This window comes from Streptomyces sp. PL-25 (assembly GCF_058344915.1).
The window spans coordinates 5,981,549-6,007,681 of sequence record NZ_CP136997.1; the positions used below are offsets into that span (position 1 = coordinate 5,981,549).

Sequence of the window (26,133 nt, forward strand, 5' to 3'; positions counted from 1 at the left end):
CCCCCCGCCCGGAGACTGAGCTGCTCGACCGTCATGCGTGATGCGATGCTGACGAGAATGGATAGCACTGGTTCTGGTGGCCGCCGCAGGGCTTGCTGCCGCGTACTGCGAGGCGTGGGCGAGCGCTCTGACACGCAGTAGCCCGCCGTCGGAGGCGGCGAGGAGGGCGATAGAGAGGAGGTCGCCGAGGGTCACGGTCATGGCGGGCCTTTTGATGTTGCGGGCGAGGGTGAGACGGAATGCGCGTATGTGTGTGGTCAACTGCCTCCGGCGGGAGGGGGTGGTGAAGGTTGTGTAGGTCAGGGGGAGGGAGAGGGGCTCGGGACGGGGGCGTACGAGCATTTCGTCTCATGGCGACCCGTCCGCCGGGCCGCCGGAAGCACCCGGGGCCGTCCCAGCGGCCGGGGGAGCAGACGCGGGTGGGGTTGGCATAGCGCGGCGCGGGCGCGGGACGCGCGGGCGAAGGAGGCGGGAGCGTCCCCGAGGGCGAAGGTGTGCCTCCACTGCGGCCATGTACCGCTCGCGGACATCCGCCAGCGCCCGCAGGTCGATGACCGACGTCGGGATCACCATCGCCGTGTCGTCCGCCACTGGGGGCGAGAGCCACGCATCCTTCATGCTCTGTCCGACCACCGTCCGCGTACGGGCGACGAGTTCGTCATATGCGGCGCCCACCTCCGGGGCCTCGAAGCGGACCCACGCCTCGTGCCAGGTCAGTCCGGCCTGGATCTCCCGCAGCTGCTCCGACAGGCGGACGCGCTCCTCGGCGGCGGCGTCCGCGCGGCGGCGCCGCACGGCGTAGGCCATCTCCGCGTACTGGATGCTCACCTCGTACGCGCTCGCGAACAGTTCCTGCTTCCGCTCCCGCAGCTGGGCGCTGCGGCTGATCCGCGCCTGGACGCCGAGGACGAGGCCGGTCACGAGTGCGGCGAGAACGGCGGCGTAGGGGCCGAAGACCTTGATCGCGTCAGCCAATGATGTGGTCCTGTTCGTCGAGGCCCGGCGAACCATGGCCGTGGGGTGCTTCGAAGCCCGGCCAGATGTTGGTGGCGCGATAGGCAGATTCCCATCGCAGATGGCGGACGATGATCGCGACGAGGAGCCGGCCGCCGTCACCGGGCGACCAGCGGCGCGAGGGCGCGTCCTTCGGGTACCAGAGGCAGAGGGAACCGTCGGGGTTGCGGTGGGCGGGGCAGTCGGGTCCGCGTGCATGGACGCGGGGGAATGCCGGATCGCCGGGGGCGAAGACGATGCGGAGGCTGTGTGAGGGCAGGATCCGAACGTGCGGGTAGACCTGGACGGTGAACCCGGACGCGAAGTCGGCGGGCCTGTCCACCTCGCGCACGTCGAGCCCCGTTGAGCGCATCCCGGTCAGCAGCTCGGCGCGGGCCATGGGACGGGCGAACCAAGGACGGCGCGCGGGACGCCCGTCACCGCTCAACGGCCGTGTCCTCCCGCCACGAGCGCGTCTTCGGGATGAGCAGGCTCGCGCCCGCGAGACCGAGGCTGGCGGTGGTGCTCAGGGGAGTGGAGGCGGCGGAGAAGGCGCGCTCGCGTTCACGCATCGTCTTGGGGAAGAGATGCTCCAGGACCTCCGCCACCGTGTCGATGTCGTCGGGATCGGCGATGGCCTTCGCGAGCTGGTCGGCGGCGACCCGCAGCCGCCGCTCGGCGTCCGCACCGGGGATCAGCGGCTTGAGGTCGGGCGAGACGGAGCGCGGATCCTTGGTCGGCTCGCCGCGCTGGAGGCGCAGGGCGGCCTTCAGCAGCACCGTGTGGACCGCGCCGACGAGGCCCATTCCCGACTCGACGAACTCGTAAGCCCACACGGAGAGTTGGTGCGAGGAGAAGCCTGGCTTCGTGGCCTGAGCATTCCACGCCTTGAGGATGCGGATGGCGCGGCGCCGGGTGCGCCGCAGGGCGTCGGCGCCGGACGTCAGCAGCTCCACCTGGCCCCGGGGGTCGCTGGCACTCCAGGACTTCTTGGAGCCCGGGGCCCGCTCCAGGTCGGGGATCCAGAGCCCGCGCCCCTCGCGGCGGCGCAGCGCTACGATGAGATCGACCGTGACATCCGTGCCGTTGACCGGAGCGCCGAAGTGAATCTTGAGGCCCCGCCGGGAGGTGCACACCCGCGCCTTGGGGTAGGACGGGGTGCGCTCCGGGTCGCGGAGCCTCGGACCGATGAACGCGACGAGTTCGTCGGTGACGGCGTGCGGGGCCTCCCCCTCGCCGTCAGGACCGAGCTCCGGGTGCCGGACACGGTCCAGGATGATCCCGCCGTCCCCGTCGCTGACCGCTCCCGCGTGCGGCTGGATGTGGGTGCCCACGGGGATCGAACCCGAGCTGTACGACGTACGGCCCTCGGGGTGCTGCTCTGCCAAGGTGCGTGCCAGCGCGAGACGTTCGCGCGTCGCTGTGAGGACATCGGGATCTACGTTGATTAGGGTGAGCAAGTCGTCGAACTGCTTGTGCAGATGTGCCATGACCGCTCCTTGCGGGTGGAGAGGAGTGAGGTGCGTGGACAGACGGTCGGCACGGTGTGTGCCGTGCTCCGAGTCTGACGCACGCCACTGACAACGCCCCCGCGCTCGGCGGGGGTCATAACCCGGCGCGGCCCGGTCGACGAGACGGTCACCGAGATCACGGGACGGCGCCGCCCATCGGGTCTCACGACTCCCCGGTGTCATCGGGTTCTTCCTTGCCTTGGGCCAAGATCCGGCCTCCGACGAAGACCACACCCAGAGCGAGCGCGGAACCGACACCGACCATGGTCTTCCTCAGCAGACCGTCCACGTGGCGTTTGTGCTCGGTGTCCTTCTGAGAAGCAAGTCTTGCCGTTTCCTGGATGAGTTCGAGGAGGTGCTTCCTCTGCTCCCAGGTCAGGTCGTCCCTGCGGAGTTCCCGCTCGAAGATCTCCCGGTTCTCCCGGAGGGCCTGGTAGACCTGATCCAGGCTGTGCCTGCCGTCCGCGAGCGTGGCCTCGTGGGCCTTCTCGATGGCGCCGAAGGCGTCCGTGGCGAACTTCCTGAACTCGGGGAACTGTTCGACGATCTTCATGGCCACTTCGGTGTCCATGTCAGGCATCATGGCCGCGAACCTGACCATCTTCTCCTTGGAGAGGTGCCTCCAGGTGTCGATCCCGAGCGCGCGCATGATCTCGGCTTCGTTCTTGTACTTCATGCCGTGGAGCCTCCATTGCTCTCCTTCGCAGCGCGCTCTTCCGCGCTGCGAACCCGGTAGTCGATCCCCTGGATGTGCACCAGCGCTGCCCACGGACGAGACCCGCGACCTGATTCATGCATGGCTGGTAGGCGGCTCTGTGAATCCGCTCCCCATCTCGATGATCGACCGGCTGTGCGGTCGGTCTTATCCAAGCATCGAGGAAAGCTGAGATCTGACATCGGACCGCATCCGGAGGTCGAGTCTGGCGCACGCACTCCACAGCCTCCACTGGACTTCCGAATACGTTCCGAATACTATGGATCCATGACCACCGCAGCGGAACTCCCCGTGGCGACTCGGCGCTCCTCGGACCTGAGCAAGCACTCCGCCGAGGTCTTCGCCGAGGCCGAGGACCACCCCGTGACGGTGACCCGGCGCGACGGCGAGGCTCTGGTCCTGATGTCGCAGCGCGAGGCCGAGGGTCGTGTCCGCTTGCTGGACTTTGCCGCGCAGCTCATCACCGTCGCCCTCGACGACCGCGGATCGCTCGCCGAGCGGATGTCCAAGGTCTTCCCTTGGATGCTCGCGCTGTCGCCGGCCGACCGGGAGTCCTGCGCGCAGGACCTCGTCGATGCGGCGCGCGCGTCTTTCTCCACCAGCCAGCCGCACCTTGCGATCGGAGAGCTTACCTCGTGGAAGGAGACGGCCACCGCCGTCGCGGCCGGGCTCAGCAGCGGCAGCGCCGGTCTGGAGTGGCTCGACGACGATGAGACCGTGGAGCGTCCGTAGCCGTGGCGGCCGCCAGGAAGGGTGAGCTGGTTCCTCGCCCTCCGAAGAAGATCGAGTACGAGATCCGCTTCGCCACAGCCGACGCGCAGAAGGGATGGCGCGACCTCGTCGCGACGATCCGCAACCCCATGACGGAGACCTGGGATTTTCTCACGCGGACGCCGCTGTCCACGACGCCGACGAACTATCGGCTCAAGGGTGAGCTCGGCGTCATCGAGCGTGGCGGCGCGACCCATGAGCGGTGGCAGCACAAACCCACTGCGAAAGGCACCGCGCGCATCTGGTTCTACGTCCACGAGCGCACGGTCTTCCTTGAGCAGGTGCACACGAGCCACCCGAACGAGACGAAGTAGGCGGGCGTCGCAGCGTCGCACATCGTCGGTGAGCGCGCATCCGGCGATCACCAGCATCGCCGGTGCCATCCCGGTAGTAGGTCCGCCTCGGTCGCGATCAGGGAGAACCAGACCGGCGGGATCGCGCTGCGGCAGTGGGCGAGCGCTAACGCGAGAGGAGCGTGACCGCGCCCTGTTCCGCCGGTGTCGAGTACCGCTCCTGCGGCCCTCCAGATGTCCGGCGTGGCGCTCCGCGTCCATGACGTGCACTGGTCCGAGAGCCTACCTGGCGCAGGATGGCGACGATCCAGTCGACTTGCGCCTGTGACAGCGGAGGCGCGCCCTGGGCCTCGGCGGCTCCCGCCTTCCGGAGGTCCTCGAGTACGGCCGGAAGGTCCTCGAGTACGGCCGGAGAGGCCGGGTGGCGAGGCCATTGTGTTCGCGAAGCGCTCTGATTTGTGGGGCGTGCTCCACGCTCACGGCCGTGCGTGCCGAGTGTCGAACTGACCGTGGTGTATCGCTGCTGTTCTCGGCTGTGTTGCCTGCTGCAGCTGATGGACCCAGCAATTGCCCCATTTCAACCAGGTCCTTCTGCCGCAGGTACAGCGGCGCCTCACGCTGCCATCGGCGGTACGTGCGCGGCTGCTGCTGTTCCTGGGAACGGACCAGGCCATGCGGCACAGCACCCGGTGAGCCGTTGCCCGCGACGGGGCCGACTCCAGCCCGCAGCCGGACAGCTCATGGGAGATCCGCCGAGCACTTCGAGGGCAGCCCGGTTGCGGTACTCGGCCAGCTGCTGCATCTCCATGACTCCGACGGAAGCAACCCTGCTGCGCTGGCAGGTGGGACAGCGGGCGTTCAGCCGAACAAGTCAACCATCTCCAGAGCGCAAACCGTCAAGCATCTCCTGAGACCTCACGCCGCCGACAATCGCCAATGAAGCACGTTGACTCACCCGTGTCGCGCGTGTCGAGGTGCTGCGTCAGCGGTAGGCAAACCCGGCCAAGTGTACTCTCCATGCCCGGAATCCATGGTCATTGTGGCGATCTGATGCGAGGATCATTGCCAGAATGCCATCATCCTCGAAATCCTGCAGAACTACCGAGTAGCGGAAGCATGTCTCAGCACGTGCTGCGCAGCCTGATCCGCAAGTAACCGGCAGGCGCACGGGCGCACTCGGGCCGCACCCCCGGCGAAGGGGGTGCGGCCCTCGCGCGTGCGGGGCGCGGCGGCCGGGGGAGCGTGCCCGCCGGGTCCGCGAGCAGCCGGGCGGGCGCCGGGGGACGACGCCGGTCCGGGGCAGTGCTGGCTTGTGGTGCCGTGGTGCGACAACGTTGTCTGACTGGTCTGTACATGACTGTACCGCCGTAACGGACAACGATGTCAAGCACCTTGGCCGACCGCCGTCCACCAGGGGGCGCGGCACACGCCGGTGGAGCGCGCGGTCTTCCGCTGTACCACCGGCGCGCGCTACTGTCCCTGCGGCTTGTGTGCTCCGTGGTGCGCGACCCGTCCTGAAGGAGGAGGGGCCGCGTCATGCGTTTCCGTCCCATGTCCCTGCTGCTGGCCGCGGTACTCGCGGCCGGCGGCGCCACGCCCGCCCTCGCGGCGACCACCGCGCCCGGCAGATCCGGGCCCGCCCTGGTGAAGGACCCGACGCCGTACGTCGATCCGCTGATCGGCACCAAGAACGGCGGCGACACCTTCCCGGGCGCCGTCACGCCCTTCGGCATGTTCTCCTTCAGCCCGGAGAACACCCGCGGCGACGCCACCCGCACCACCGCCCCCGGCGGTTACCACTACGACGCCACCCGCATCCGCGGCTTCAGCCTCACCCACATGTCCGGCACCGGCTGCGCGGGCGGCAGCGGTGACATCCCGTTCTTCCCGTACGCCGGGAAGGTCACCACCTCACCGGCGAGCGACACCAAGGACGCCGTCTACGCCGCCGACTTCCAGCACCGCGACGAGCAGGCCGAACCGGGCCACTACAAGGTCGGCCTCGCCTCCGGGGTCACCGCCGACCTCGCCGCGACCGCCCGCACCGGCTCGGCGCGCTTCACCTACCCCGCGGACAAGCCCGCCTCGCTCCTGATCCGCACCGCCAACTCCGAGCTGGGCTCCACCGACTCCTCGGTCACCATCGACCCGGCCACCCGCACCGTGTCCGGCTCGGTCACCTCCGGCAACTTCTGCGGCTACCTCGACCCGGAGGGCCAGCGGGCCTACTACACCCTCCACTTCACCGCCCGCTTCGACCGGCCCTTCACCGCCACCGGCACCTGGCAGGACGACAAGCTGACCCCCGGCGCCACCAAGGCCACCGGCGGCACCGGCGGCTTCTCGCACGGAGGACGGCCGGTGGCGGGCAAGGGCGCCGGCGGCTACGTCGAGTTCGCGCCCGGCACCGGCCCGGTCGGCGTCAAGGTCGGCATCTCCTACGTCAGCCAGGCCGGCGCGGCGGCCAACCTCGCCGCCGAGAACCCGCCCCGCCGCTCCTTCGACGCCGTCCGCGACGCGGCCCGCCGCGCCTGGCGCGAACGGCTGGGCGCGATCCAGGTCGGCGGCGGCACCACCGACGAGCGCACCACCTTCTACACCGCGCTCTACCACGCCCTGCTGCACCCCAACGTCATCAGCGACACCGACCGCCGCTACCGGGGCCCGGACGACAAGGTGCACACCGTCGCCCGCGGCCACCAGGCGCAGTACGGCACCTTCTCCGGCTGGGACGTCTACCGCGACCAGGTGCAGCTGCTCACCCTGCTCAGCCCGCGCACCGGCTCCGACATCGCCCAGTCGCTGTACGAGCTGTCCCGGCAGAACGGCGGCGTGTGGGACCGCTGGCTGCACGGCGCGAGCGGCACCCACGTCATGAACGGCGACCCCTCGCCCACCGCGCTGGCCGGCATCCGCGCCTTCGGCGGCACCGACTTCGACCTCAGGGGCGCGCTGGCCTCCCTGGTGAAGGCGGCCACCGTACCGACGGAGCAGGACCTCTCGCCGGCCGGCAAGCCGGTGCTCTCCGCCGGTCAGCGGCCCTCCCTGGACAAGTACCTCAAGCTGCACTACATGCCGTCCGTCTCCAACGCCTGGGGCGGCGCCGCCGAGACCCTGGAGATGTCCACGGCGGACTTCTCCCTCTCCCAGCTCGCCGCGGCGGCCGGGCAGAAGAGGACAGCGGACGCCTTCGCCGGCCGCGCCCAGTGGTGGCAGAACAACTTCAACGTCGCCGCCACACCCGCCGGCGGCTACATCGCCAACCGCAAGGCCGACGGCAGCTGGGTGACCGGCTTCACCCCGGACACCGGCAACGGCTTCGTCGAGGGCACGGCCGCCCAGTACACCTGGATGGTCCAGCACGATCCGGCCGGACTGTTCGCGGCCATGGGCGGCCGGGACGCGGCCCTCGACCGCCTCGACGCCTTCTTCCACACGGCCGACGGCGGCTGGGCCTTCACCGGCCAGGGCGGCGACAAGGCCGCCATGGACAACGAGCCGTCCATCAACGTCCCCTACCTCTACGACTACGCGGGCGCCCCCTACAAGGCGCAGGAGACCGTCCGCGCCGCCATGCGGCAGCTGTGGACCACCGAGCCCGGCGGCATCCCCGGCAACGACGACCTGGGCGCCATGTCCGCCTGGTACGTCTTCTCCGCGCTCGGCATGTACCCGCAGGTGCCCTCCCGCTCCGAACTGGTCCTCGCCTCCCCGCTGTTCGAGCGCGCCGAGATCCACCGCCCGCAGGGCAACGACATCTCCGTGCGCGCCCGGGGAGCGGCGGCCGGATCGCCCTACGTGCAGTCCCTGAAGGTCAACGGCCGCACCAGCGACCGGCCGTGGCTGCCCGCCTCCTTCGTCCGCGACGGCGGACGCCTGGACTACACCCTCTCCTCGACCCCGAACCGCGCCTGGGGCAGCGCCCCGTCCGCCGCGCCGCCGTCCTTCCGGCAGGGCGAGCAGCCGTACCAGATCGGCGTGGGCCCGACCACGGCGACGCTCGCCCCCGGTGAGAGCGCCGAGGTCACCGTCCGCGCCCTGGCGCTGAACGGCGGCCGGGGACCCGAGGCGCACTTCCGCGTCAGCACCCCGGCCGGTGTCACGGCGAGCCCCGCCGAGGGCACCGTCACCGGCGGCGCGCAGAAGATCACCCTCACCGCCGGGAAGGACACCGCGCAGGGCTACTACGACGCGCGTGTCACGGTGACCTCCGGCGAGCAGTCCTACGAGCAGCCCGTGGCCCTCACCGTCGCGGCCCCCGGCACCCTGCTCGCCGCCCGCGACAACACCGGGGTCTCCGACGACACCGGCGACCACGACGAGGCCGACTACGACGGCGGCGGCTGGAGCTACTCCCGCCAGGCCCTCGCCGCGGCCGGTCTCACCGCCGGCGGCCGGGGCACCGCGGACGGCCTCGCCTTCACCTGGCCCGGCTCGCCCGACGGCCGCCCCGACAACGTCTCCGCGGCCGGCCAGAGCATCACCCTGGACGCGCCCGCGTCCGCCCTGTCCTTCGTGGGCAGCGCGGTCAACGGCAACCAGCAGGCCAAGGCCACCGTCACCTACACCGACGGCACCACGGCCGAGACCGACCTCGCCTTCACCGACTGGACCGTCGGCGGGGGCGGCGGCACCGTCCAGTACGGCAACACGGTGGTCGCGAAGACCGCGTACCGCAATGTCGCGGGCGCCGACAAGGACCCGGTGGCCACCTATGTGTTCGCCACCCGGCCCTTCACGGCCCCGGCGGGCAAGCGGATCCGCTCGGTGAAGCTGCCGTCCGACACCGACCTGCACGTCTTCGCCCTCGCGGTGAAGTGACCGGCTGAGCCGCACGGCGGCAGCACGAAGGGGCGGGCCCGCCGGGACCCGCCCCTTGTGCTGTGCCGCGCACCGGGTGCGCGTCAGGCCAGCAGCTCCACCTCCGCCAGCGTCGCGGAACCGTCGAGCACCAGCCGGTACTTCTGGTACGTGCCCGGCGAGGCTATGGTGAACGGCCGGGTCTGCTTGTCCCAGGCGAAGGACTCGCCCGAGCGCCGGTCCAGCGTCCTGAAGTGCGTGCCGTCCGCCGACGCCTGGAGCGTCCAGCCCTTCGGCGCCTTCGTGCGGTCGCCCGACGAGGTCAGCGTGTACTGGACGGCCTTGGCGGCGCCGGTCACCGGCAGGTCCACCGAGGTCACCGTGGCGTCCGTGGCCGAGGTGTCGTCGAACAGCGCGCCCTCGCCCTTGAGCACGTCCGCGCGCGGGGCGGGCGCCTTGTCGCCGGTCGTGATCGACACCGGCGCCGCGTTCTTGCCGGTGCCCCACTTCGAGGGCCGCGGGCCCATGTCGAACTCCAGGACCCCGCCCTTGGACAGCAGCGAGTGCGGCAGGTTCGTCGAGTCCCACTTCTTGCCGTTGAACCGGACGCCCTGCACATAGATGTTCCGGGCGCTGTTGCGCGGCGCCTTGACGACCAGGTCGTGGCCGTTCTCCAGGTGCACGGTCGCCTTGGTGAACAGCGGGCTGCCTATCGCGTACTCGCCGCTGCCCATGACCAGCGGGTAGAAGCCGAGCGAGGAGAAGAGGTACCAGGCCGACTGCTCGCCGTTGTCCTCGTCGCCGTGGTAGCCCTGGCCGATCTCACTGCCCACGTACAGCCGGGAGAGGACCTCGCGGATCTTCTCCTGCGCCTTCCAGGGCTGCCCGGCCGCGTCGTACATGTACGTGACGTGGTGGGCGACCTGGTTGGAGTGGCCGTACTGGCCCATCCGCACGTCCCGCGCCTCGGTCATCTCGTGGATGATCCCGCCGTAGGATCCGGCGAACTCGGAGGTGGCCGTCTCCGGGGTGGCGAAGTACGTGTCGAGCTTGTCCGCCAGGCCCTTCTGGCCGCCGTACAGGTTGGCCAGGCCCCGGCTGTCCTGCGGGGCGGTGAAGGCGTAGCCCCAGCCGTCCGTCTCCGTGTAGTCGTAGCCCCACACGCGCGGGTCGTACTTCGCGGAGTCGACGCGCCAGTTGCCCTTGGCGTCCTTGCCCTGGAAGAAGCCGGCCTTCGGGTCGAACATCTTCACGTAGTCCTGGGCGCGGTTGAGGAAGTACTGCGCCTCGTCCTGGTAGTGCTTCTGCCCGGTCTTCCTGTAGAGGGCCTCGCCCATCTTGGCGATGCCGTAGTCGTTGACGTAGCCCTCCATGGCCCAGGACAGGCCCTCACCGGTGGCGGTGCTGGTGTAGCCGAGGAAGGGCGAGGTGCTCATGCCCTTGCGGCCCACCCCGGAGGACGGGGGCACCACGGTGGCGTTCTTGACGGCCGCGTCGTACGCCGCCTTCGCGTCCATGGGGACGCCCTTGACATACGCGTCGGCGAACGCCACGTCCGAGGAGGTGCCCGTCATCAGGTCGGCGTAGCCGGGTGAGGACCAGCGGGAGGTCCAGCCGCCGTCCTTGTAGCCCTGCACGAACCCGTCGACCATCTCACCGGCCTGCGAGGGCGTCAGCAGCGAGTACGCGGGCCAGGTGGTGCGGTAGGTGTCCCAGAAGCCGTTGTTGACGTACACCTTGCCGTCGACGATCTTCGCGCCGGTCCGCGTCGGCGTGTCCTCGCCGGTCATCGCCGAGAACGGGGAGGCGTAGCGGTCCTTGCCGCCGACCTTCTCGAAGCCCGAGTTCGGGTACAGGTACAGCCGGTACATGCTGGAGTACAGCGTGGTCAGCTGGTCCGGGGTGGCGCCCTGGACCTCGACCTTGCCGAGCAGCTTGTCCCAGGTGCGCTGGGCGCGGTGCTCGACCGTGCCGAAGGAGGTGCCCGCCGGGATCTCCTGGCGCAGGTTGTCCTTGGCCTGGTCGACGCTGATCAGCGAGGTGGCCAGGCGCAGCGTGACGCTGCGGCTCCTGCCCGCGTCGAAGCGGAGGTAGCCCTTGACGCCGGAGGACGCGCCGTCCTTGACGGGCTTGTCGAAGACGCCGTAGACGAAGAGCCGGGTGGCGCCGGTGGACAGCCCGGACTTCACGTCCGAGAAGCCGGTGACGACACCGTGCTCCTTGTCCAGGGTCAGGCCGGCCTGGTCGGTGACGTTGTCGAACAGGACGCTGGCGTCGTCACCGGGGTAGGTGAAGCGCAGCGCCGCCGCGTGGTCGGTCGGGGCCATCTCGGCCTTGACGCCGTTCTCGAAGGTGACGCCGTAGTAGTAGGGGTGCGCGGTCTCCTTCTCGTGCCGGAAGGGCAGCGCGCGGGCGGCCCGGCCGGTGTCCGGGGTGCCGGACGCGGCCGACGGCATCACCTGGAAGGTCTGCCGGTCGCCCATCCACGGGCTGGGCTCGTGGCTGGCGGCGAACGCCTGGATGGTGGGCAGGTTGTCGCTGTTGTTCGCACGTGCGTATTCGTACAGCCAGCTCTGCGAACCCGCGTTGGTGACCGGGGTCCAGAAGTTGAAGCCGTGCGGCACGGCGGTCGCGGGGAAGTTGTTGCCGCGCGAGAAGCTGCCGCTGGAGTTGGTGCCGCGGGTGGTCAGCGCGTAGTCGGCCAGGTGCGCCTTGGGGCGCTCGGGAGCGGCCTGCTTGATCGACACGTCGTCCAGCCAGCCGCGGAACTTCGCCGGGCCGGTGGGGGAGTCGTAGGCGAGCAGGACGCGGTCGACGGTCTTGCCGGCCGCGACCGACCCGATCCGCGAGGAGACGTTGTTCCACTGGTTGACGTAGAGCGTCTTGGCGGCGCCCTGCGCCTGCGGGCTCAGTCCGAAGCCGTGCTGGTCGGTGGCGCCGAGACGGCTCAGATAGGTGCCGTCGGTGAAGGCGAGGTCGACGGAGACGTTCGTGGCGTCGTAGTCGCGGTCGCCGTCGGCCATCGACGGGAAGAGGCGGTAGGACAGCTGGGTGTCCCGGGTGACCTTGACGTTCACGTCGAAGATCTTGTTGTACGAGTAGGCGCGGCCCTTGGCGGTGTGCCGGCCGGCGTAGCGCAGGGCCCGGGTGCCGGTGTAGCCGGCGCCGGCCTTCGCGGTCGGCGAGCCGCTGGGGCCGCGGTCGACCAGTGAGAGCATGTCCGGCGGGGTGGACCCGCCGTCGTCTCCGGTGGAGAACTGCACATCGGCGAGCTGGAGTATGCCCGAGGCGCCGTTGTTCTTGCTGATGTCGAGCCGGAAGTGCTGGTACTCGGCCGGCGCGGCGAGGTCATAGGTCTTCGTCTGGAGCCGCTGGGCGAAGGATTCCCCGGAGCGGCTGTCGACGGTCTTCCAGTCCTTGCCGTCGGCGGAGCCCTGGAGCGTCCAGTCCTTCGGGTCGCGCTCGCCGTAGTCATTGGCGGACGTGAGAGCGTATCGAGTGATTTTTATGGGTTTGTCGAGGTCGAACTCCACCCAGCCGGTGGATTCGAACGCGAGCCATTTGGTGCCCGGCTCGCTGTCGACCAGGTTCTCCTTCACCTCGCCCGAGCCGCTGTTCTCGGCGCTGGCCCGCAACCCGGTGACATGGTCGTCCACATTGCCCGGGATACCGGTGCTGTAGCCGCCGTCCACGCCCGAGGCGCGCTTGCCGCCGTCCCGCCCGGTGTCGACCGTGTTCAGCCAGTCCGGTGCCGGGTCGCCGGACTCGAACGAGGACGTGAACTCCCGGTCCGCCGCCGGGGCCTTGCCCGGCAGGGCCACCGCCGCCCCCTGGGAACCCGCGGCCAAGGCGAAGGCGGCCGTGACCACGACCGCCGGACCCCATCTGTGCCGTACTCTGCGCTGCATATGAGGGCACCCTCCCTGGTTCTTCTGGCGCCGGACAACGTTGTCAAATTCGGCGCAAGCACCAGTAGGGAGTCAAGTGGCCAGGGATGTCAAGGGTGTTGGGTGCGGCATTCGGGCGTGAAGTCCCGGATATTTCCGTCAAGGACCCCCACAGGGGGTTCATATTTCCGTGAGGTCTCAACTCGGAAAAGACCGACAGTGAACCTTGCGTTCGATCTTGCTCCGTCCGCCTGAAGTGGACTATACCTGTCGGCGTCCGCGAAGCCGTTCGACTGCTCGGCCGCGGCCGCCGGGGGGAGCCGGAAAGGTGGTTTGACGTGCGAAACGCGTCGGCCTCCTTGTTTTCCCAGCGCTCCCGGTGGATGACGCAACGAAGTACTTTTTGCATGACCCAGCTTGGCCTACCGCGGTGCCGGGGAGGATCCGGTTCACCGCCTGAGTCCTGGAGAAGGCGAGGACTTGCGCATGGGATCCACTTCCGCCGAGAACCACGGGGGCGTCGGCCGCCGTTCCCTCATCAAGAGGTCCGCGGCCCTCGGACTCGCGTCCGTGCCCGCGATGAGCTTCCTGTCCGCCTGCGCCAGCGGCGGTGGCGACGGCCAGGACAAGGCCAAGGCGGGCAAGAAGACGGCGAAGAATCCGCTCGGTGTCAACGACACCGCGCAGATGGAATTCGTCCTCTTCGACGGCGGCTTCGGCTCGGAGTACGCCAAGGACGCGACCGGGATCTACCAGAAGAACTTCCCGAAGGCGAAGGTGAAGTTCACCACCACCCAGAAGATCCAGTCCACGCTCCAGCCCCGGTTCAACCAGGGCAACCCGCCGGACCTCATCGACAACTCCGGCGCCGAGCAGATGGACATGGGTGTGCTGGTCGGCAAGAACCAGCTGGCGGACCTCACCCCGCTGCTGGACGCGCCGTCCTACGACGACCCGAGCAAGAAGGTCCGTGACACGCTGCGGCCGGGCATCGTCGAGATGGGCCAGTTCGACGGCAAGCCGGTCTGGATCTTCTACTACGCCTACACCGTCTACGGTGTCTGGTACTCCCAGAAGGCGCTGGACGCGCTGGACGAGAAGTACCCGGAGACCTGGGACGAGATGATCAAGGTCTGCACCAAGGCCAAGGCCAAGGGCATGGCCGGCTGGACCTACGCGGGCAAGTACCCGTACTACCTGCCGTTCTCGCTCTACCCGATGATCGGCAAGGTCGGCGGCCGCGAGGTCCTGGACGCCATCGACAACCTGGAGCCGAACGCCTGGAAGCACCCGGCCGTCAAGGCCTGTTTCGAGGCGTACTACGAGCTGTACAAGAAGGGCTTCATCCTCAAGGGCACCCCCGGTCTCGACCACATCCAGTCGCAGACCGCGTGGGCCAAGGGCAACGCGCTGTTCATCCCGAACGGCTCCTGGGTGGAGAACGAGTCCGCGAACGTCATCCCCAAGGACTTCGACCTCGCCGTCTCCGCGCCCACCGGCCTCGACAGCTCCGACAAGATGCCGTTCGGCACGATCTGGGCCTCCGGCGGCGAGCCCTTCATCGTCCCGGCCAAGGCCGCGAACACCGAGGGCGGCATGGAGCAGCTGCGCATCATGCTCAGCGAGGCGTCCTCCAAGAACTTCACCGCCAAGGTGAAGTCGCTGACCGCGTACAACGGCGGCACCACCGGCATCGACCTGACCCCCGGTCTGAAGTCGGGTGTGGCGGCGCTGGAGAAGGCGGGCACCAATGTGGTGAACCCGCGCATGCAGGACTGGTACGTGCAGCTCCAGAAGGAGAAGATCGGTGTGTCCGGTCTCGGCGAGATGATGGCCGGCCGTGCCACCCCGGCGGAGACCATCAAGAAGATCCAGGGCTTCGCCGACGAGGCCGCCAAGGACACGTCGATCAAGCACTACAAGCACCAGTGAGGGCTCGTCATCAGGGTCCGTCCGGCGGTCGGTCAGGCCGCCGGACGGACCCTGGCGGCACCGCCCGCCCTTCAGATCGGGGTCGCTAGCAATGCAGCACGGCAAGTACCGGTTCATCGTGGGGTTCCTGGTGGTACCCCTGGGGCTGTACGCGCTCTTCGTCGTCTGGCCGTTCATCCAGTCCATCTACTACTCGTTCACGGACTGGACGGGCCTGAGTCCCGACTTCAAGATGGTCGGCGTCGACAACTACAAGCGGATGTTCGACGACGAGATCTTCTGGAAGTCGTTGCAGCACAGCCTGGTGTTCGCCCTGGTACTGCCGGTGGTGACGATCGGGCTGGCGCTGTTCTTCTCCTTCATGATCAATGTCGGCGGGCGGCGCAGAAGGGGCGGACCGGCGATCAGCGGTGTCCGCGGCTCCTCCTTCTACAAGATCGTCTACTTCTTCCCGCAGGTGCTGTCGATCGCCATCGTCGCCCTGCTCTTCGCCTTCGCCTACAACCCGGACAGCGGGGCGATCAACTCCCTGCTGCGCGGGATCGGGCTCGGCAGCCTCCAGCCGCTGTGGCTGGGCGACCCGAACCTGGCCCTGTGGTGCGTCATGGCCGTGCTCGTCTGGTCGACCACCGGCTTCTTCGTGGTGCTCTTCTCGGCGGCGATGGCCTCCATCCCGGCGGACCTGTACGAGGCGGCGCTGCTGGACGGCGCGAGCCGCTTCACCACCTTCTTCCGCATCACCCTGCCGCTGCTGTGGGACACCGTGCAGTCCGGCTGGGTCTACATGGGCATCCTCGCGCTCGGCGCGGAGTCGTTCGCCGTCGTGCAGATCATGACGACCGGCCCCGGCGGCCCCGACTACTCGACCACCGTCATGGTCCTGTACGTGTACCAGAAGGCGTTCCGTGACGGTCAGGCCGCCTACGCCACCACGATCGGCGTCGCCCTGCTCGTCGTCACGCTGGCCTTCTCGGCCCTCGTGATGAAGCTGGGCCGGCGCGAGCGGCTGGAGTTCTGAGCATGGAAACCACCGAGACCCCCGCCCCCGTGCCGGCCGAGTCCGGCGTCGCCGTCACCAAGACCGGCACCCCCGGCGCGAAGAAGGAGCCCCGCCAGAAGAAGGAGGGCGGGATCCTCAACGTCTTCTCGCACGGGGTCCTGATCATCTGGGCGATCATGGTCGTGCTGCCGCTGGTGTGGGCGGTGATGACCTCCTTCAAGTCCGACGGGGCCATCTTCAGCTCGCCCTGGGCGCTGCCCGACAAGCTGCACTTCGACAACTGGTCCCGGGCGTGGAACGACGCCCATATGAGCGACTACTTCCTGAACACCGTCCTGGTGGTCGGCGGCTCGCTCGTGGGCACGCTGGTGCTCGGCTCGATGGCGGCCTACGTACTGGCCCGCTTCGAATTCCCGGGCAACCGGTTCATCTATTACCTGTTCATCGCCGGCATGAGTTTTCCCGTCATTCTGGCGCTGGTCCCGCTGTTCTACGTCGTGAACAACATGGGGCTGCTGAACACCATCCACGGGCTGATCCTGGTCTATATCGCCTATTCGCTGCCCTTCACGGTGTTCTTCCTGACGGCGTTCTTCCGGTCGCTGCCCAGTTCGGTGGCGGAGGCCGCCTTCGTGGACGGTGCCTCGCACACCCGGACGTTCTTCCAGATCATGCTGCCGATGGCGAAGCCCGGCCTGATCAGCGTCGGGATCTTCAATTTCCTGGGGCAGTGGAACCAGTACATCCTGCCGACCGTGCTGAACACCGACCCGGACAAACGCGTCCTCACCCAGGGCCTGGTCCAGCTGGCCGTCAGCCAGGGTTACAAGGGCGACTGGTCGGGCCTTTTCGCGGGTCTGGTGATGGCGATGCTGCCGGTGCTGGCGGCGTACATCATCTTCCAGCGACAGGTGGTGCAGGGGCTCACCGCAGGTGCGCTGAAATAGTTTCGGGGGCCGCGAGGCCCCGCCGCTCCAGGACCGCCCCCGGCGATATGCCGGGGGCGGTCCTCTGCATGTCCGCGAGACGGTTTCCGGTGCCCTGACGTGCTGTCCTGTGCATGCCAGTGTCATTCTCCGTGGCCCTTGAAACGGTTCAACCTCTTGACGGGAGGCGACCCGAACGGCTCATCTTAGAGTTCACTTGTTGGACATGGACGGGGCCTCGCCGAAGCGGCCCCGCGCTCAGGAGGTCGTCGTGGAGACTCCAGGGTCGCAGTCGTCGCTGCACCGAGCCAACCTGGAGCGGGTCGTACGTGCCGTGCGTCTTGCCGGATCCCTCACCCAGGCGGAGATCGCGCGGACCACGGGTCTGTCCGCGGCGACGGTCTCCAACATCGTGCGGGAGCTGAAGGACGGGGGGACGGTCCAGGTCACCCCCACGTCGGCGGGCGGGCGCCGGGCCCGCAGCGTGTCCCTGAGCGGGGACGCCGGGATCGTCATAGGGGTCGACTTCGGGCACACCCATTTGCGGGTCGCGATCGGGAACCTGGCCCACCAGGTGCTCGCCGAGGAGTCCGAGCCGCTGGACGTGGACGCCTCCTCCAGTGAGGGCTTCGACCGGGCCGAGGAGCTGGTCAGCCGGCTGATCACGGCGACCGGGGTGGACCGCGCCAAGATCGCCGGGGTGGGCCTCGGCGTGCCCGGACCGATCGACGTGGAGTCCGGCACGCTGGGCTCCACCGCGATCCTGCCGGGCTGGGGCGGCATCAAGCCCGCCGAGGAGCTGCGCGGGCGCCTCGGCGTCCCCGTGCACGTGGACAACGACGCCAACCTCGGCGCCCTCGGCGAGCTGGTCTGGGGCAGCGGGCGCGGGGTGCGCGACCTGGCGTACATCAAGATCGCCAGCGGTGTGGGCGCCGGCCTGGTGATCAACGGCAAGATCTACCGCGGCCCCGGCGGCACCGCAGGCGAGATCGGGCACATCACGCTCGACGAGGCGGGACCGGTCTGCCGCTGCGGCAACCGCGGCTGCCTGGAGACCTTCACCGCCGCCCGCTACGTGCTGCCGCTGCTCCAGCCGAGCCACGGCACCGAGCTGACCATGGAGGGCGTGGTGCGGCTGGCCCGGGACGGGGACCCGGGCTGCCGCCGGGTGATCGCCGACGTCGGCCGGCACATCGGCAGCGGGGTGGCCAATCTCTGCAACCTGCTCAACCCGAGCCGGGTGGTCCTCGGCGGTGATCTCGCGGAGGCGGGCGAGCTGGTCCTCGGCCCCATCCGGGAGTCCGTGGGCCGCTACGCCATCCCCAGCGCCGCCCGTCAACTGTCCGTGCTCCCCGGGGCACTCGGCGGCCGTGCGGAGGTGCTGGGCGCCCTCGCGCTGGCGCTCAGCGAGATGGGGGATTCGACCCTTTTGGACGGAACCCTGACCGCGGCGACCCCTGCCTTCACTTAGAGAACGTATGGCACCGTTGCCATCTCGTTAAGGATTTACTTCTTGACGCCGCACGTGCGGCCGAGTTGACTTCCAGCCACCTCGGCCGCAACGACGCGGCCTCGTCAGGGAGGTTTGAGGAAGTGAACACGCGTATGCGTCGTGCGGCCTTCGCCGTTGCCGCTGGTGCCATGGCCGTCTCGCTCGCCGCCTGTGGCAGTGCCAAGGAGTCCAAGGACAAGGACACCTCGTCGTCCGCCCCCGCGGCCAAGAAGGGCGACGACATCAAGGTCGGCCTGCTGCTGCCGGAGAACAAGACCGCTCGTTACGAGCAGTTCGACAAGCCCCTGATCGAGAAGAAGGTCGCGGAGCTGACGAACAACAAGGGCAAGGTCTTCTACAACAACGCCCAGCAGAACGCCAACCTGCAGAGCCAGCAGGTCGACACGATGATCACCAACAAGGTGGACGTGCTCATCGTGGACGCGGTGGACGCCAAGGCCATCAAGAACTCCATCCAGAAGGCCAAGGACCAGGGCATCAAGGTCGTCGCCTACGACCGCCTGGCCGAGGGCCCCATCGACGCCTTCACCACCTTCGACAACGAAGAGGTCGGCAAGGCGCAGGGCGAGGCGCTGCTGAAGGCCATGGGCAGCAAGGCCACCAAGGCGAGCAAGATCGTCATGATCAACGGCTCGGTGACCGACCCGAACGCCGCCCAGTTCAAGAAGGGCGCCCACTCCGCCCTCGACGGCAAGGTGACCATCGCCAAGGAGTACGACACCAAGGAGTGGTCGCCGGACAACGCCAACTCCGAGATGGAGGCGGCGATCTCCGCGATCGGCGCCAAGAACATCGCGGGCGTCTACTCCGCCAACGACGGCATGGCCGGCGGCGCCATCACCGCCCTGAAGGCCGCGGGCATCAGCGTCCCGGTCACCGGCCAGGACGCCGAACTCGCCGGTGTGCAGCGCATCCTCGCGGGCGAGCAGAACATGAGCATCTTCAAGTCCTACCCGACCGAGGCGAACGTCGCCGCCGAGATGGCGGTCGCCCTCGCCAAGGGCACCAGCCTGGACTCGATCGCCAAGACCAAGGTCGACAGCGACAGCGCCAAGGGCGTCCCGGCGCTGCTGGTCCCGGTCATCTCGCTGACCAAGGACAACGTCAACGAGACGGTCATCAAGGAGGGCTTCTACACCGCCGCCCAGATCTGCACCGGCAAGTACAAGGCCGACTGCGACAAGGCCGGCGTCAAGTAAGCGGCCCGGCCGGGACCGCACACGCCGGTCCCACCGGACCGCCGTCGAGCGGCCCGCACCGGTCCGCAGCGGGAGTCGCCAGCGACCTCCCGCACGGACCGCGGCCGCCCCATGGCTCCGCCGGCGCCCCGCGCGCCATTCAGCCCCGCAAGCTCGGCGCGGGGCGCCGGACGGAACACCCTCCCCCCAAACTTCTGCACAACCTCCCGCCGGGTCAGGCGGCGAAGGAGATGGTTCACGTGTCCGCTACGCCCGTGCTGGCGTTGCGCGGGGTCTCCAAGCGGTTCGGTGCCGTTCAGGCGCTCACCGACGTAGAGCTTGAGGTCCACGCCGGTGAGGTGGTCGCCCTGGTCGGCGACAACGGCGCCGGAAAGTCCACGCTGGTCAAGACGATCGCCGGCGTCCACCCCATCGACGAGGGCGTCATCGAGTGGGACGGCAGGCCCGTCCAGATCGGCAAGCCGCACGACGCCCAGAGCCTCGGCATCGCGACCGTCTACCAGGACCTCGCGCTGTGCGACAACATCGACGTCGTCGGCAACCTCTACCTGGGCCGCGAACTGAAACGGTTCGGCGTGCTCGACGAGGTCGAGATGGAGCGCCGCTCCCAGGAGCTGCTGCGCACCCTGTCGATCCGCATCCCGAGCGTGCGCATCCCGATCGCCTCGCTCTCCGGCGGCCAGCGCCAGGTCGTGGCCATCGCCCGCTCCATGCTCGGCGAGCCCAAGCTGGTCATCCTGGACGAGCCCACCGCCGCCCTCGGCGTCGAGCAGACCGCCCAGGTGCTCGACCTCGTCGAGCGGCTGCGCGAGCGCGGCCACGCCGTCATCCTGATCAGCCACAACATGGCCGACGTGAAGGCCGTGGCGGACAAGGTCGCCGTCCTTCGACTGGGCCGCAACAACGGTGTCTTCGAGGTCAGGACGACCTCGCAGGAGGAGATCATCTCCGCCATCACCGGCGCCACCGACAACGCCGTGACCCGCCGTGCGGCGCGCGCGAACGGGGAGGTATCCAAGTGAGCATCGACAAGACCTCCGCCACCGCGCAGGACGGGCCGACCGTGGAGAACACCGAGGCCGCGGCCGCGGCGGTGACCGCCGTCGACCCGCGCCTCCTGGTGCGCGAGCAGGGACTGGCCGGCTACTTCGGCGAGTTCAAGCGCAAGATGAAGGCCGGTGAACTGGGCTCGCTCCCGGTCATCCTCGGCCTGATCATCATCTGCGTCGTCTTCCAGAGCCTCAACTCGCAGTTCCTGTCCGCGCAGAACCTGAGCGACATCACCGTCACGATGGTCGGCACGGGCATGATCTCCGTCGGCATCGTCTTCGTGCTGCTGCTCGGCGAGATCGACCTGTCGGTCGGCTCCGTCAGCGGCGCGGGCAGCGCCCTGGCCGCCGTCCTCGCGGTCAACCAGGGCTGGCCCGAGTGGGCCGCCGTGCTCATCGCCGTCGCCGCGGGCGCGGCCATCGGCGCGGCCCACGGCTTCTTCTTCGCGGTGCTGGGCGCCCCCGCCTTCGCCGTGACCCTGGCCGGCCTGCTGTTCTGGCTCGGCTTCATGCTCAAGATCCTGGGCGCCCAGGGCACCATCAACCTCGACAGCGACGGCCTGATCGGCAAGCTGACGACGTACTTCTTCGCGGACGTGGCCGCCGCCTACGGGCTGGCCCTGATCGTGGTCGTGGTGTTCTTCGTCACCTCCTTCCTCGGCAACCGCCGCCGGGAGGCCGCGGGCATCCCCTCCCGCCCGCTCAGCGACACCGTCCTGCGCACCGTGCTGCTCGCCGTGATCTCCTTCGCCGCCGCCTTCATGTACAACCAGTACAAGGGGCTGCCGCTGGCCACGGTGATCTTCCTGGTGTTCCTGATCGGCACCGACTTCCTGCTGCGCCGCACCGCCTTCGGCCGGAAGATCTTCGCGCTCGGCGGCAGCGTCGAGGCGTCCCGCCGCGCGGGCATCAACGTCACCGCCATCCGGATCTCCGTCTTCGGCATCTCGGGCGGCTTCGCCGCGATCGGCGGCCTCTTCCTGGCCTCCAAGATCGCCTCGGCCAACCAGAGCGCCGGCACCGGTGACCTGCTGATGAACGCCATCGCGGCGGCCGTCATCGGCGGCACGTCCCTCTTCGGCGGCCGCGGGCGCACCTGGAACGCGCTCCTCGGTGTCCTCGTCATCGTCTCGATCCAGTACGGCCTCCAGCTGGAGTCCATCGCCGAGCCGGTGAAGTACATGATCACCGCGGCGGTCCTGCTGGCCACCGTCGTCATCGACTCGGTCACCCGCAAGACCCAGAAGACGGCCGGCCGCGCCTGACCGCGACCGACCCGAACACCTGTGCCCGGCGCCCCTGCGGTGCCGGGCACAGCCGCGTCGGGAAAGCCGGTGCCCGGCCCCGGCCATGGAACGGCCCCGGCCGGGGTACAGCCGTTCGCGTGACCTACGACGCACCGCCCGGCCGCAGGGCGCCCGAGCGGAACATTAGACTCGACAAGCCCGGCAACAGCTCGATCAGCTCTACTGCAAGGAGGCACGGGTGCCGCTGCTGACCCGCATCAGGGGACCGCGCGATCTGGACCGGCTCAGCATGGAGGAGCTGGACCAGCTGGCGGAGGAGATCCGGACCTTCCTGGTCGACGCCGTGTCCAAGACCGGCGGTCACCTCGGCCCCAACCTCGGTGTGGTGGAGCTGACCATCGCCCTGCACCGGGTCTTCCACTCGCCGAAGGACAAGGTGCTCTGGGACACCGGCCACCAGTCCTATGTGCACAAGCTGCTCACCGGCCGTCAGGACTTCTCCCGGCTGAAGATGAAGGGCGGCCTGTCCGGCTACCCCGCGCAGGCCGAGTCCGAGCACGACGTCATCGAGAACAGCCACGCCTCCACGGTGCTCGGCTGGGCCGACGGCATCGCCAAGGGCAACCAGATCCTGCGGCGCGACAGCCAGGTCGCCGCCGTCATCGGCGACGGCGCCCTGACCGGCGGCATGGCCTGGGAGGCGCTGAACAACATCGCCGCCGCCAAGGACCGCCCGCTCGTCATCGTCGTCAACGACAACGAGCGCTCCTACGCGCCCACCATCGGCGGCCTCGCCGACCACCTGGCCACTCTGCGCACCACCGACGGCTACGAGCGCTTCCTCGCCCGCACCCGCGAGGTCCTGGAGCGCACCCCGGTCGTCGGCCGCCCGCTGTACGAGACGCTGCACGGCGCCAAGAAGGGCCTGAAGGACTTCATCACCCCGCAGGGCATGTTCGAGGACCTGGGCCTCAAGTACGTCGGCCCGATCGACGGCCACGACATCGAGGCCCTGGAGTCCGCGCTGACGCGCGCCAAGCGCTTCGGCGGCCCGGTCATCGTGCACTGCCTCACCGAGAAGGGCCGCGGCTACCAGCCCGCCCTCCAGGACGAGGCCGACCGCTTCCACGCCGTGGGCAAGATCCACCCGGACACGGGCCTGCCGATCGCCGCCTCCGGCGCCGACTGGACCTCCGTCTTCGGCGAGGAGATGGTCAGGCTCGGCAAGGAGCGCGAGGACATCGTCGCCATCACGGCGGCCATGCTCCAGCCGGTCGGCCTGGACAAGTTCGCCAAGGCCTTCCCCGACCGGGTCTACGACGTCGGCATCGCCGAGCAGCACGGCGCGGTCTCCGCCGCCGGCCTCGCCCACGCGGGCGTGCACCCGGTCTTCGCGGTCTACGCCACCTTCCTCAACCGCGCCTTCGACCAGGTGCTGATGGACGTGGCCCTGCACAAGTGCGGCGTCACCTTCGTCCTGGACCGGGCCGGGGTCACCGGCACCGACGGCGCCTCCCACAACGGCATGTGGGACATGTCGATCCTCCAGGTCGTGCCCGGCCTCCGGCTGGCCGCCCCGCGCGACGCCGACCAGGTCCGCGCCCAGCTGCGCGAGGCCGTCGCGGTCGACGACGCGCCCACCGTGGTCCGCTTCTCCAAGGGCGCCGTCGGCCCCGCCGTGCCCGCCGTGGGCCGGGTGGGCGGCATGGACGTCCTGCGCGAGCCCGGCACCGCCACCCCCGACGTGCTGCTCGTCTCCGTCGGCGCGCTCGCCCCGATGTGCCTGGAGATCGCGGCGCTGCTGGACAAGCAGGGCATCTCCACGACGGTCGTCGACCCGCGCTGGGTCAAGCCCGTCGACGAGGCCATGGCCCCGCTGGCGGAGCGGCACCGCGTGGTCGTCACCGTCGAGGACAACTCCCGCGTCGGCGGTGTCGGCTCCACGATCGCCCAGGCGCTGCGCGACGCGGGCGTCGACGTGCCGCTGCGCGACTTCGGCATCCCGCCGCGCTTCCTCGACCACGCCTCGCGCGCCGAGGTCATGGCGGAGATCGGCCTGACCGCGCCCGACATCGCCCGCCAGGTGACCGGCCTGGTCTCCGAGCTGGACGGCCGCTTCGCGCGGACGGCGGCCGACGTCGACCAGGCGGTGCAGCCCGCCCGCGACTGACCGGCGGGCAGCCACACCCCGCGCACACCGGAAGGACCGGTTCCGTCACCCTCCCACAGGTGGCGGAACCGGTCCTTCTGAGTGAACCTGCCAGTGCCGGGACATTCGCGTCCCCAGCCCTCTCGATCACGTCGAGCCAGGTCGAGGCGAGCAGCGTGGGAGGTAGGCCCGTGACCGATTCGCTGTTCCGGACGAAGAACATCGAGCAGTCGATCCAGGACACCGAGGACCCCGAGCACGCGCTGCGCAAGTCGCTGTCCGCCCTCGACCTGACCGTCTTCGGCGTCGGTGTCATCATCGGCACCGGCATCTTCGTCCTCACCGGCACGGCCGCCCGCAACACCGCGGGACCGGCCGTGTCGCTGTCGTTCGTGGTGGCCGGCGTGGTGTGCGCGCTCGCCGCGCTGTGCTATGCCGAGTTCGCCTCCACGGTCCCGGTCGCCGGATCGGCGTACACCTTCTCCTACGCCTCGCTCGGCGAGTTCCCGGCCTGGATCATCGGCTGGGACCTGGTGCTCGAACTCGCGCTCGGCACGGCGGTGGTGGCCGTCGGCTGGTCCGGCTACATCCACTCGCTGCTCGACAACGCGGGCTGGCACCTGCCCGCCTACCTCGGCGGCCGGGACGCCGCCTCCGGCTTCGGCTTCGACATCCTCGCCGCCGTCCTGGTCCTGGTCCTCACCGCCATCCTCGTGGTCGGCATGAAGCTCTCCGCACGGGTCACCGCGGTCGTCGTGGCGATCAAGGTGGCGGTGGTGCTCGTGGTGATCATCGCCGGTGCCTTCTTCGTCAAGGGCGGCAACTACGACCCGTTCATCCCCAAGGCCCGGCCGGTCACGGCGGGCGGCGACCTCCAGGCCCCACTGGTCCAGCTCATGTTCGGCTGGGCGCCCTCGGACTTCGGCGTGATGGGCATCTTCACCGCCGCCTCCGTGGTCTTCTTCGCCTTCATCGGCTTCGACGTGGTCGCCACGGCGGCCGAGGAGACCCGCAACCCGCAGCGCGACGTGCCGCGCGGCATCCTCGGCTCACTGGTCATCTGCACCGCCCTGTACGTGGCCGTGTCCATCGTGGTCACCGGCATGCAGAAGTACAGCAGGCTGTCCGTGGACGCGCCGCTCGCCGACGCGTTCAAGTCCACCGGGCACCCCTGGTTCGCGGGGCTGATCAGCTTCGGCGCCGCGATCGGCCTGACCACGGTGTGCATGATCCTGCTGCTCGGTCAGGCCCGGGTGTTCTTCGCGATGAGCCGGGACGGTCTGCTGCCCCGCTTCTTCTCGCACACCCACCCGCGCTTCCGCACCCCTTACCGGCCGACCATCCTGCTCGGCGCGATCATCGCGATCGTGGCGGGCTTCACCAGCCTGAGCGAACTGGCCGAACTGGTGAACATCGGCACTCTGTTCGCCTTCATCGTCGTCGCGCTGAGCGTGATCATCCTCCGCAGGACCCGCCCCGACCTGCACCGCGCCTTCCGCACCCCGCTGGTGCCCTTCGTGCCGGTCGTCTCCGTCCTCGCCTCGCTGTGGCTGATGCTGAACCTGCCCGCCGAGACCTGGCTGCGGTTCGCCGTCTGGATGGCGATCGGCTTCGTCGTCTACTTCCTCTACGGCCGCTCGCACAGCCGCCTCGCCCAGCGCGCCCGCGCGGCGGCGGACACCCCGCCCGGCGGGCCGCCCCCCGGCGGGACGCCGTAGCCCGCCCGCGCGGGCGCGGCTCAGCCCCGTACCGTACGCGGACCGGTGACCTCGGCGCCCCGCTCCGCCACCCGGCGGCGCAGTTCCCGGTCCGCCGTCACCACCAGCACCGGGCGGCCCGCGGCCTCTTCGACCAGCGCCACCACCAGGTCGTCGCCGCTGCCGGGCGCCGCCTCCACCCGCACCCCCGGAACCGGCCGCACGCCCCGGGCGGCGCCCTCGACGACCAGCACGATCTCCACCGGCCCGGGATGTCCGGGCAGCCCCGGACCCGCGTGGGCCGCCAGCCGGTCCCGCAGCCGCTCGGCGGCTCCGCGCCGGTCGCGCCACCAGCCGTCCGGCACGGACCCCACGACATTGGCCCCGTCCACGACCACCAGCAGCGGCGGCACCGCGCCCGCTCCGTCCTCCGTCATGCGCTCAGCCTCCC

At 69.5% G+C, this 26,133-nt stretch carries 18 protein-coding genes; 12 read left to right on the plus strand and 6 right to left on the minus strand.

What is annotated here, in order from left to right; genetic code table 11:
• Positions 1-348: 348 nt before the first annotated feature.
• From R4Z62_RS26750 to R4Z62_RS26765, 4 genes are all read right to left on the minus strand, one after another.
• Entirely contained in the window at positions 349-975 is a 627-nt protein-coding gene (locus R4Z62_RS26750) for a hypothetical protein (protein WP_491521114.1), read from the minus strand.
• The gene (locus R4Z62_RS26755; protein WP_389598652.1) at positions 968-1,393 is read right to left on the minus strand and encodes a hypothetical protein; all 426 of its coding nucleotides are present in this window, start codon (positions 1,391-1,393) and stop codon (positions 968-970) included. Before R4Z62_RS26755 ends, R4Z62_RS26750 begins: the two co-directional genes overlap by 8 nt.
• A 37-nt stretch (positions 1,394-1,430) precedes the next feature.
• Positions 1,431-2,483, minus strand: coding sequence for a hypothetical protein (locus tag R4Z62_RS26760; protein WP_491521115.1), 1,053 nt, complete (start codon positions 2,481-2,483; stop codon positions 1,431-1,433).
• A 184-nt stretch (positions 2,484-2,667) separates the two neighbouring features.
• A complete protein-coding gene (locus tag R4Z62_RS26765) occupies positions 2,668-3,180 on the minus strand; it encodes a hypothetical protein (RefSeq protein ID WP_389598656.1) in 513 nt (170 codons plus the stop codon).
• 306 nt (positions 3,181-3,486) lie between these two features.
• On the opposite strand from R4Z62_RS26765, the gene R4Z62_RS26770 reads away from it, so the two are divergent.
• The 3 genes from R4Z62_RS26770 to R4Z62_RS26780 all read left to right on the plus strand — a co-directional run bounded on the left by R4Z62_RS26770 (position 3,487) and on the right by R4Z62_RS26780 (position 9,104).
• On the plus strand, positions 3,487-3,951 hold the full coding sequence (locus R4Z62_RS26770) for a prevent-host-death protein (protein ID WP_389598658.1): 465 nt from the start codon (positions 3,487-3,489) through the stop codon (positions 3,949-3,951).
• A 2-nt stretch (positions 3,952-3,953) separates the two neighbouring features.
• Entirely contained in the window at positions 3,954-4,304 is a 351-nt protein-coding gene (locus R4Z62_RS26775; RefSeq protein WP_076094230.1) for a hypothetical protein, read from the plus strand.
• Positions 4,305-5,819: 1,515 nt separating this feature from the next.
• Positions 5,820-9,104 (plus strand): GH92 family glycosyl hydrolase, encoded by a 3,285-nt coding sequence (locus R4Z62_RS26780; protein WP_389598662.1) that lies wholly within the window; start codon positions 5,820-5,822, stop codon positions 9,102-9,104.
• An 83-nt stretch (positions 9,105-9,187) separates the two neighbouring features.
• Here R4Z62_RS26780 and R4Z62_RS26785 read toward each other — a convergent pair whose 3' ends face one another.
• The gene (locus R4Z62_RS26785; protein WP_491521116.1) at positions 9,188-12,991 is read right to left on the minus strand and encodes a GH92 family glycosyl hydrolase; all 3,804 of its coding nucleotides are present in this window, start codon (positions 12,989-12,991) and stop codon (positions 9,188-9,190) included.
• Between the two features lie 465 nt (positions 12,992-13,456).
• Here R4Z62_RS26785 and ngcE point away from each other — a divergent pair, with 465 nt between their 5' ends.
• The 9 genes from ngcE (at position 13,457) to R4Z62_RS26830 (ending at position 25,703) form a co-directional block, all read left to right on the plus strand.
• Entirely contained in the window at positions 13,457-14,902 is a 1,446-nt protein-coding gene (gene ngcE / locus R4Z62_RS26790; RefSeq protein WP_064535808.1) for an N-acetylglucosamine/diacetylchitobiose ABC transporter substrate-binding protein, read from the plus strand.
• Between the two features lie 91 nt (positions 14,903-14,993).
• Positions 14,994-15,920: a carbohydrate ABC transporter permease gene (locus R4Z62_RS26795; protein WP_064535809.1), complete on the plus strand. Its 927-nt coding sequence runs from the start codon at positions 14,994-14,996 to the stop codon at positions 15,918-15,920.
• 2 nt (positions 15,921-15,922) lie between these two features.
• Positions 15,923-16,849 (plus strand): carbohydrate ABC transporter permease, encoded by a 927-nt coding sequence (locus tag R4Z62_RS26800; RefSeq protein WP_064535810.1) that lies wholly within the window; start codon positions 15,923-15,925, stop codon positions 16,847-16,849.
• Positions 16,850-17,099: 250 nt separating this feature from the next.
• Positions 17,100-18,299 carry an ROK family transcriptional regulator gene (locus R4Z62_RS26805; RefSeq protein WP_064535811.1) on the plus strand — a complete coding sequence of 400 codons (1,200 nt, stop codon included), beginning with the start codon at positions 17,100-17,102 and terminating at the stop codon, positions 18,297-18,299.
• 134 nt (positions 18,300-18,433) lie between these two features.
• Positions 18,434-19,540, plus strand: coding sequence for a sugar ABC transporter substrate-binding protein (locus R4Z62_RS26810; RefSeq protein WP_355479755.1), 1,107 nt, complete (start codon positions 18,434-18,436; stop codon positions 19,538-19,540).
• Positions 19,541-19,770: 230 nt separating this feature from the next.
• Complete coding sequence (locus tag R4Z62_RS26815) at positions 19,771-20,562, plus strand: ATP-binding cassette domain-containing protein (protein ID WP_064535813.1); 792 nt, start codon at positions 19,771-19,773, stop codon at positions 20,560-20,562.
• Positions 20,559-21,854 (plus strand): sugar ABC transporter permease, encoded by a 1,296-nt coding sequence (locus R4Z62_RS26820; protein WP_018564434.1) that lies wholly within the window; start codon positions 20,559-20,561, stop codon positions 21,852-21,854. Before R4Z62_RS26815 ends, R4Z62_RS26820 begins: the two co-directional genes overlap by 4 nt.
• Positions 21,855-22,074: 220 nt before the next feature.
• Positions 22,075-24,006, plus strand: coding sequence for a 1-deoxy-D-xylulose-5-phosphate synthase (gene dxs / locus R4Z62_RS26825; RefSeq protein ID WP_018564433.1), 1,932 nt, complete (start codon positions 22,075-22,077; stop codon positions 24,004-24,006).
• Positions 24,007-24,176: 170 nt separating this feature from the next.
• A complete protein-coding gene (locus R4Z62_RS26830) occupies positions 24,177-25,703 on the plus strand; it encodes an amino acid permease (RefSeq protein WP_491521117.1) in 1,527 nt (508 codons plus the stop codon).
• Between the two features lie 20 nt (positions 25,704-25,723).
• Here the strand turns inward: R4Z62_RS26830 and R4Z62_RS26835 are convergent, their stop codons facing one another.
• Complete coding sequence (locus tag R4Z62_RS26835) at positions 25,724-26,119, minus strand: NYN domain-containing protein (RefSeq protein ID WP_064535816.1); 396 nt, start codon at positions 26,117-26,119, stop codon at positions 25,724-25,726.
• Between the last annotated feature and the right edge of the window lie 14 nt (positions 26,120-26,133).

Coding starts and splice junctions, on each gene's coding strand:
- R4Z62_RS26755 (WP_389598652.1), bottom strand. CDS start 1,393: ATGGCCCGCGCCGAGCTGCTGACCGGGATGCGCTCAACGGGGCTCGAC.
- R4Z62_RS26760 (WP_491521115.1), bottom strand. CDS start 2,483: ATGGCACATCTGCACAAGCAGTTCGACGACTTGCTCACCCTAATCAAC.
- R4Z62_RS26765 (WP_389598656.1), bottom strand. CDS start 3,180: ATGAAGTACAAGAACGAAGCCGAGATCATGCGCGCGCTCGGGATCGAC.
- R4Z62_RS26770 (WP_389598658.1), top strand. CDS start 3,487: ATGACCACCGCAGCGGAACTCCCCGTGGCGACTCGGCGCTCCTCGGAC.
- R4Z62_RS26780 (WP_389598662.1), top strand. CDS start 5,820: ATGCGTTTCCGTCCCATGTCCCTGCTGCTGGCCGCGGTACTCGCGGCC.
- R4Z62_RS26785 (WP_491521116.1), bottom strand. CDS start 12,991: ATGCAGCGCAGAGTACGGCACAGATGGGGTCCGGCGGTCGTGGTCACG.
- ngcE (WP_064535808.1), top strand. CDS start 13,457: ATGGGATCCACTTCCGCCGAGAACCACGGGGGCGTCGGCCGCCGTTCC.
- R4Z62_RS26795 (WP_064535809.1), top strand. CDS start 14,994: ATGCAGCACGGCAAGTACCGGTTCATCGTGGGGTTCCTGGTGGTACCC.
- R4Z62_RS26800 (WP_064535810.1), top strand. CDS start 15,923: ATGGAAACCACCGAGACCCCCGCCCCCGTGCCGGCCGAGTCCGGCGTC.
- R4Z62_RS26810 (WP_355479755.1), top strand. CDS start 18,434: ATGCGTCGTGCGGCCTTCGCCGTTGCCGCTGGTGCCATGGCCGTCTCG.
- R4Z62_RS26815 (WP_064535813.1), top strand. CDS start 19,771: ATGGTTCACGTGTCCGCTACGCCCGTGCTGGCGTTGCGCGGGGTCTCC.
- R4Z62_RS26835 (WP_064535816.1), bottom strand. CDS start 26,119: ATGACGGAGGACGGAGCGGGCGCGGTGCCGCCGCTGCTGGTGGTCGTG.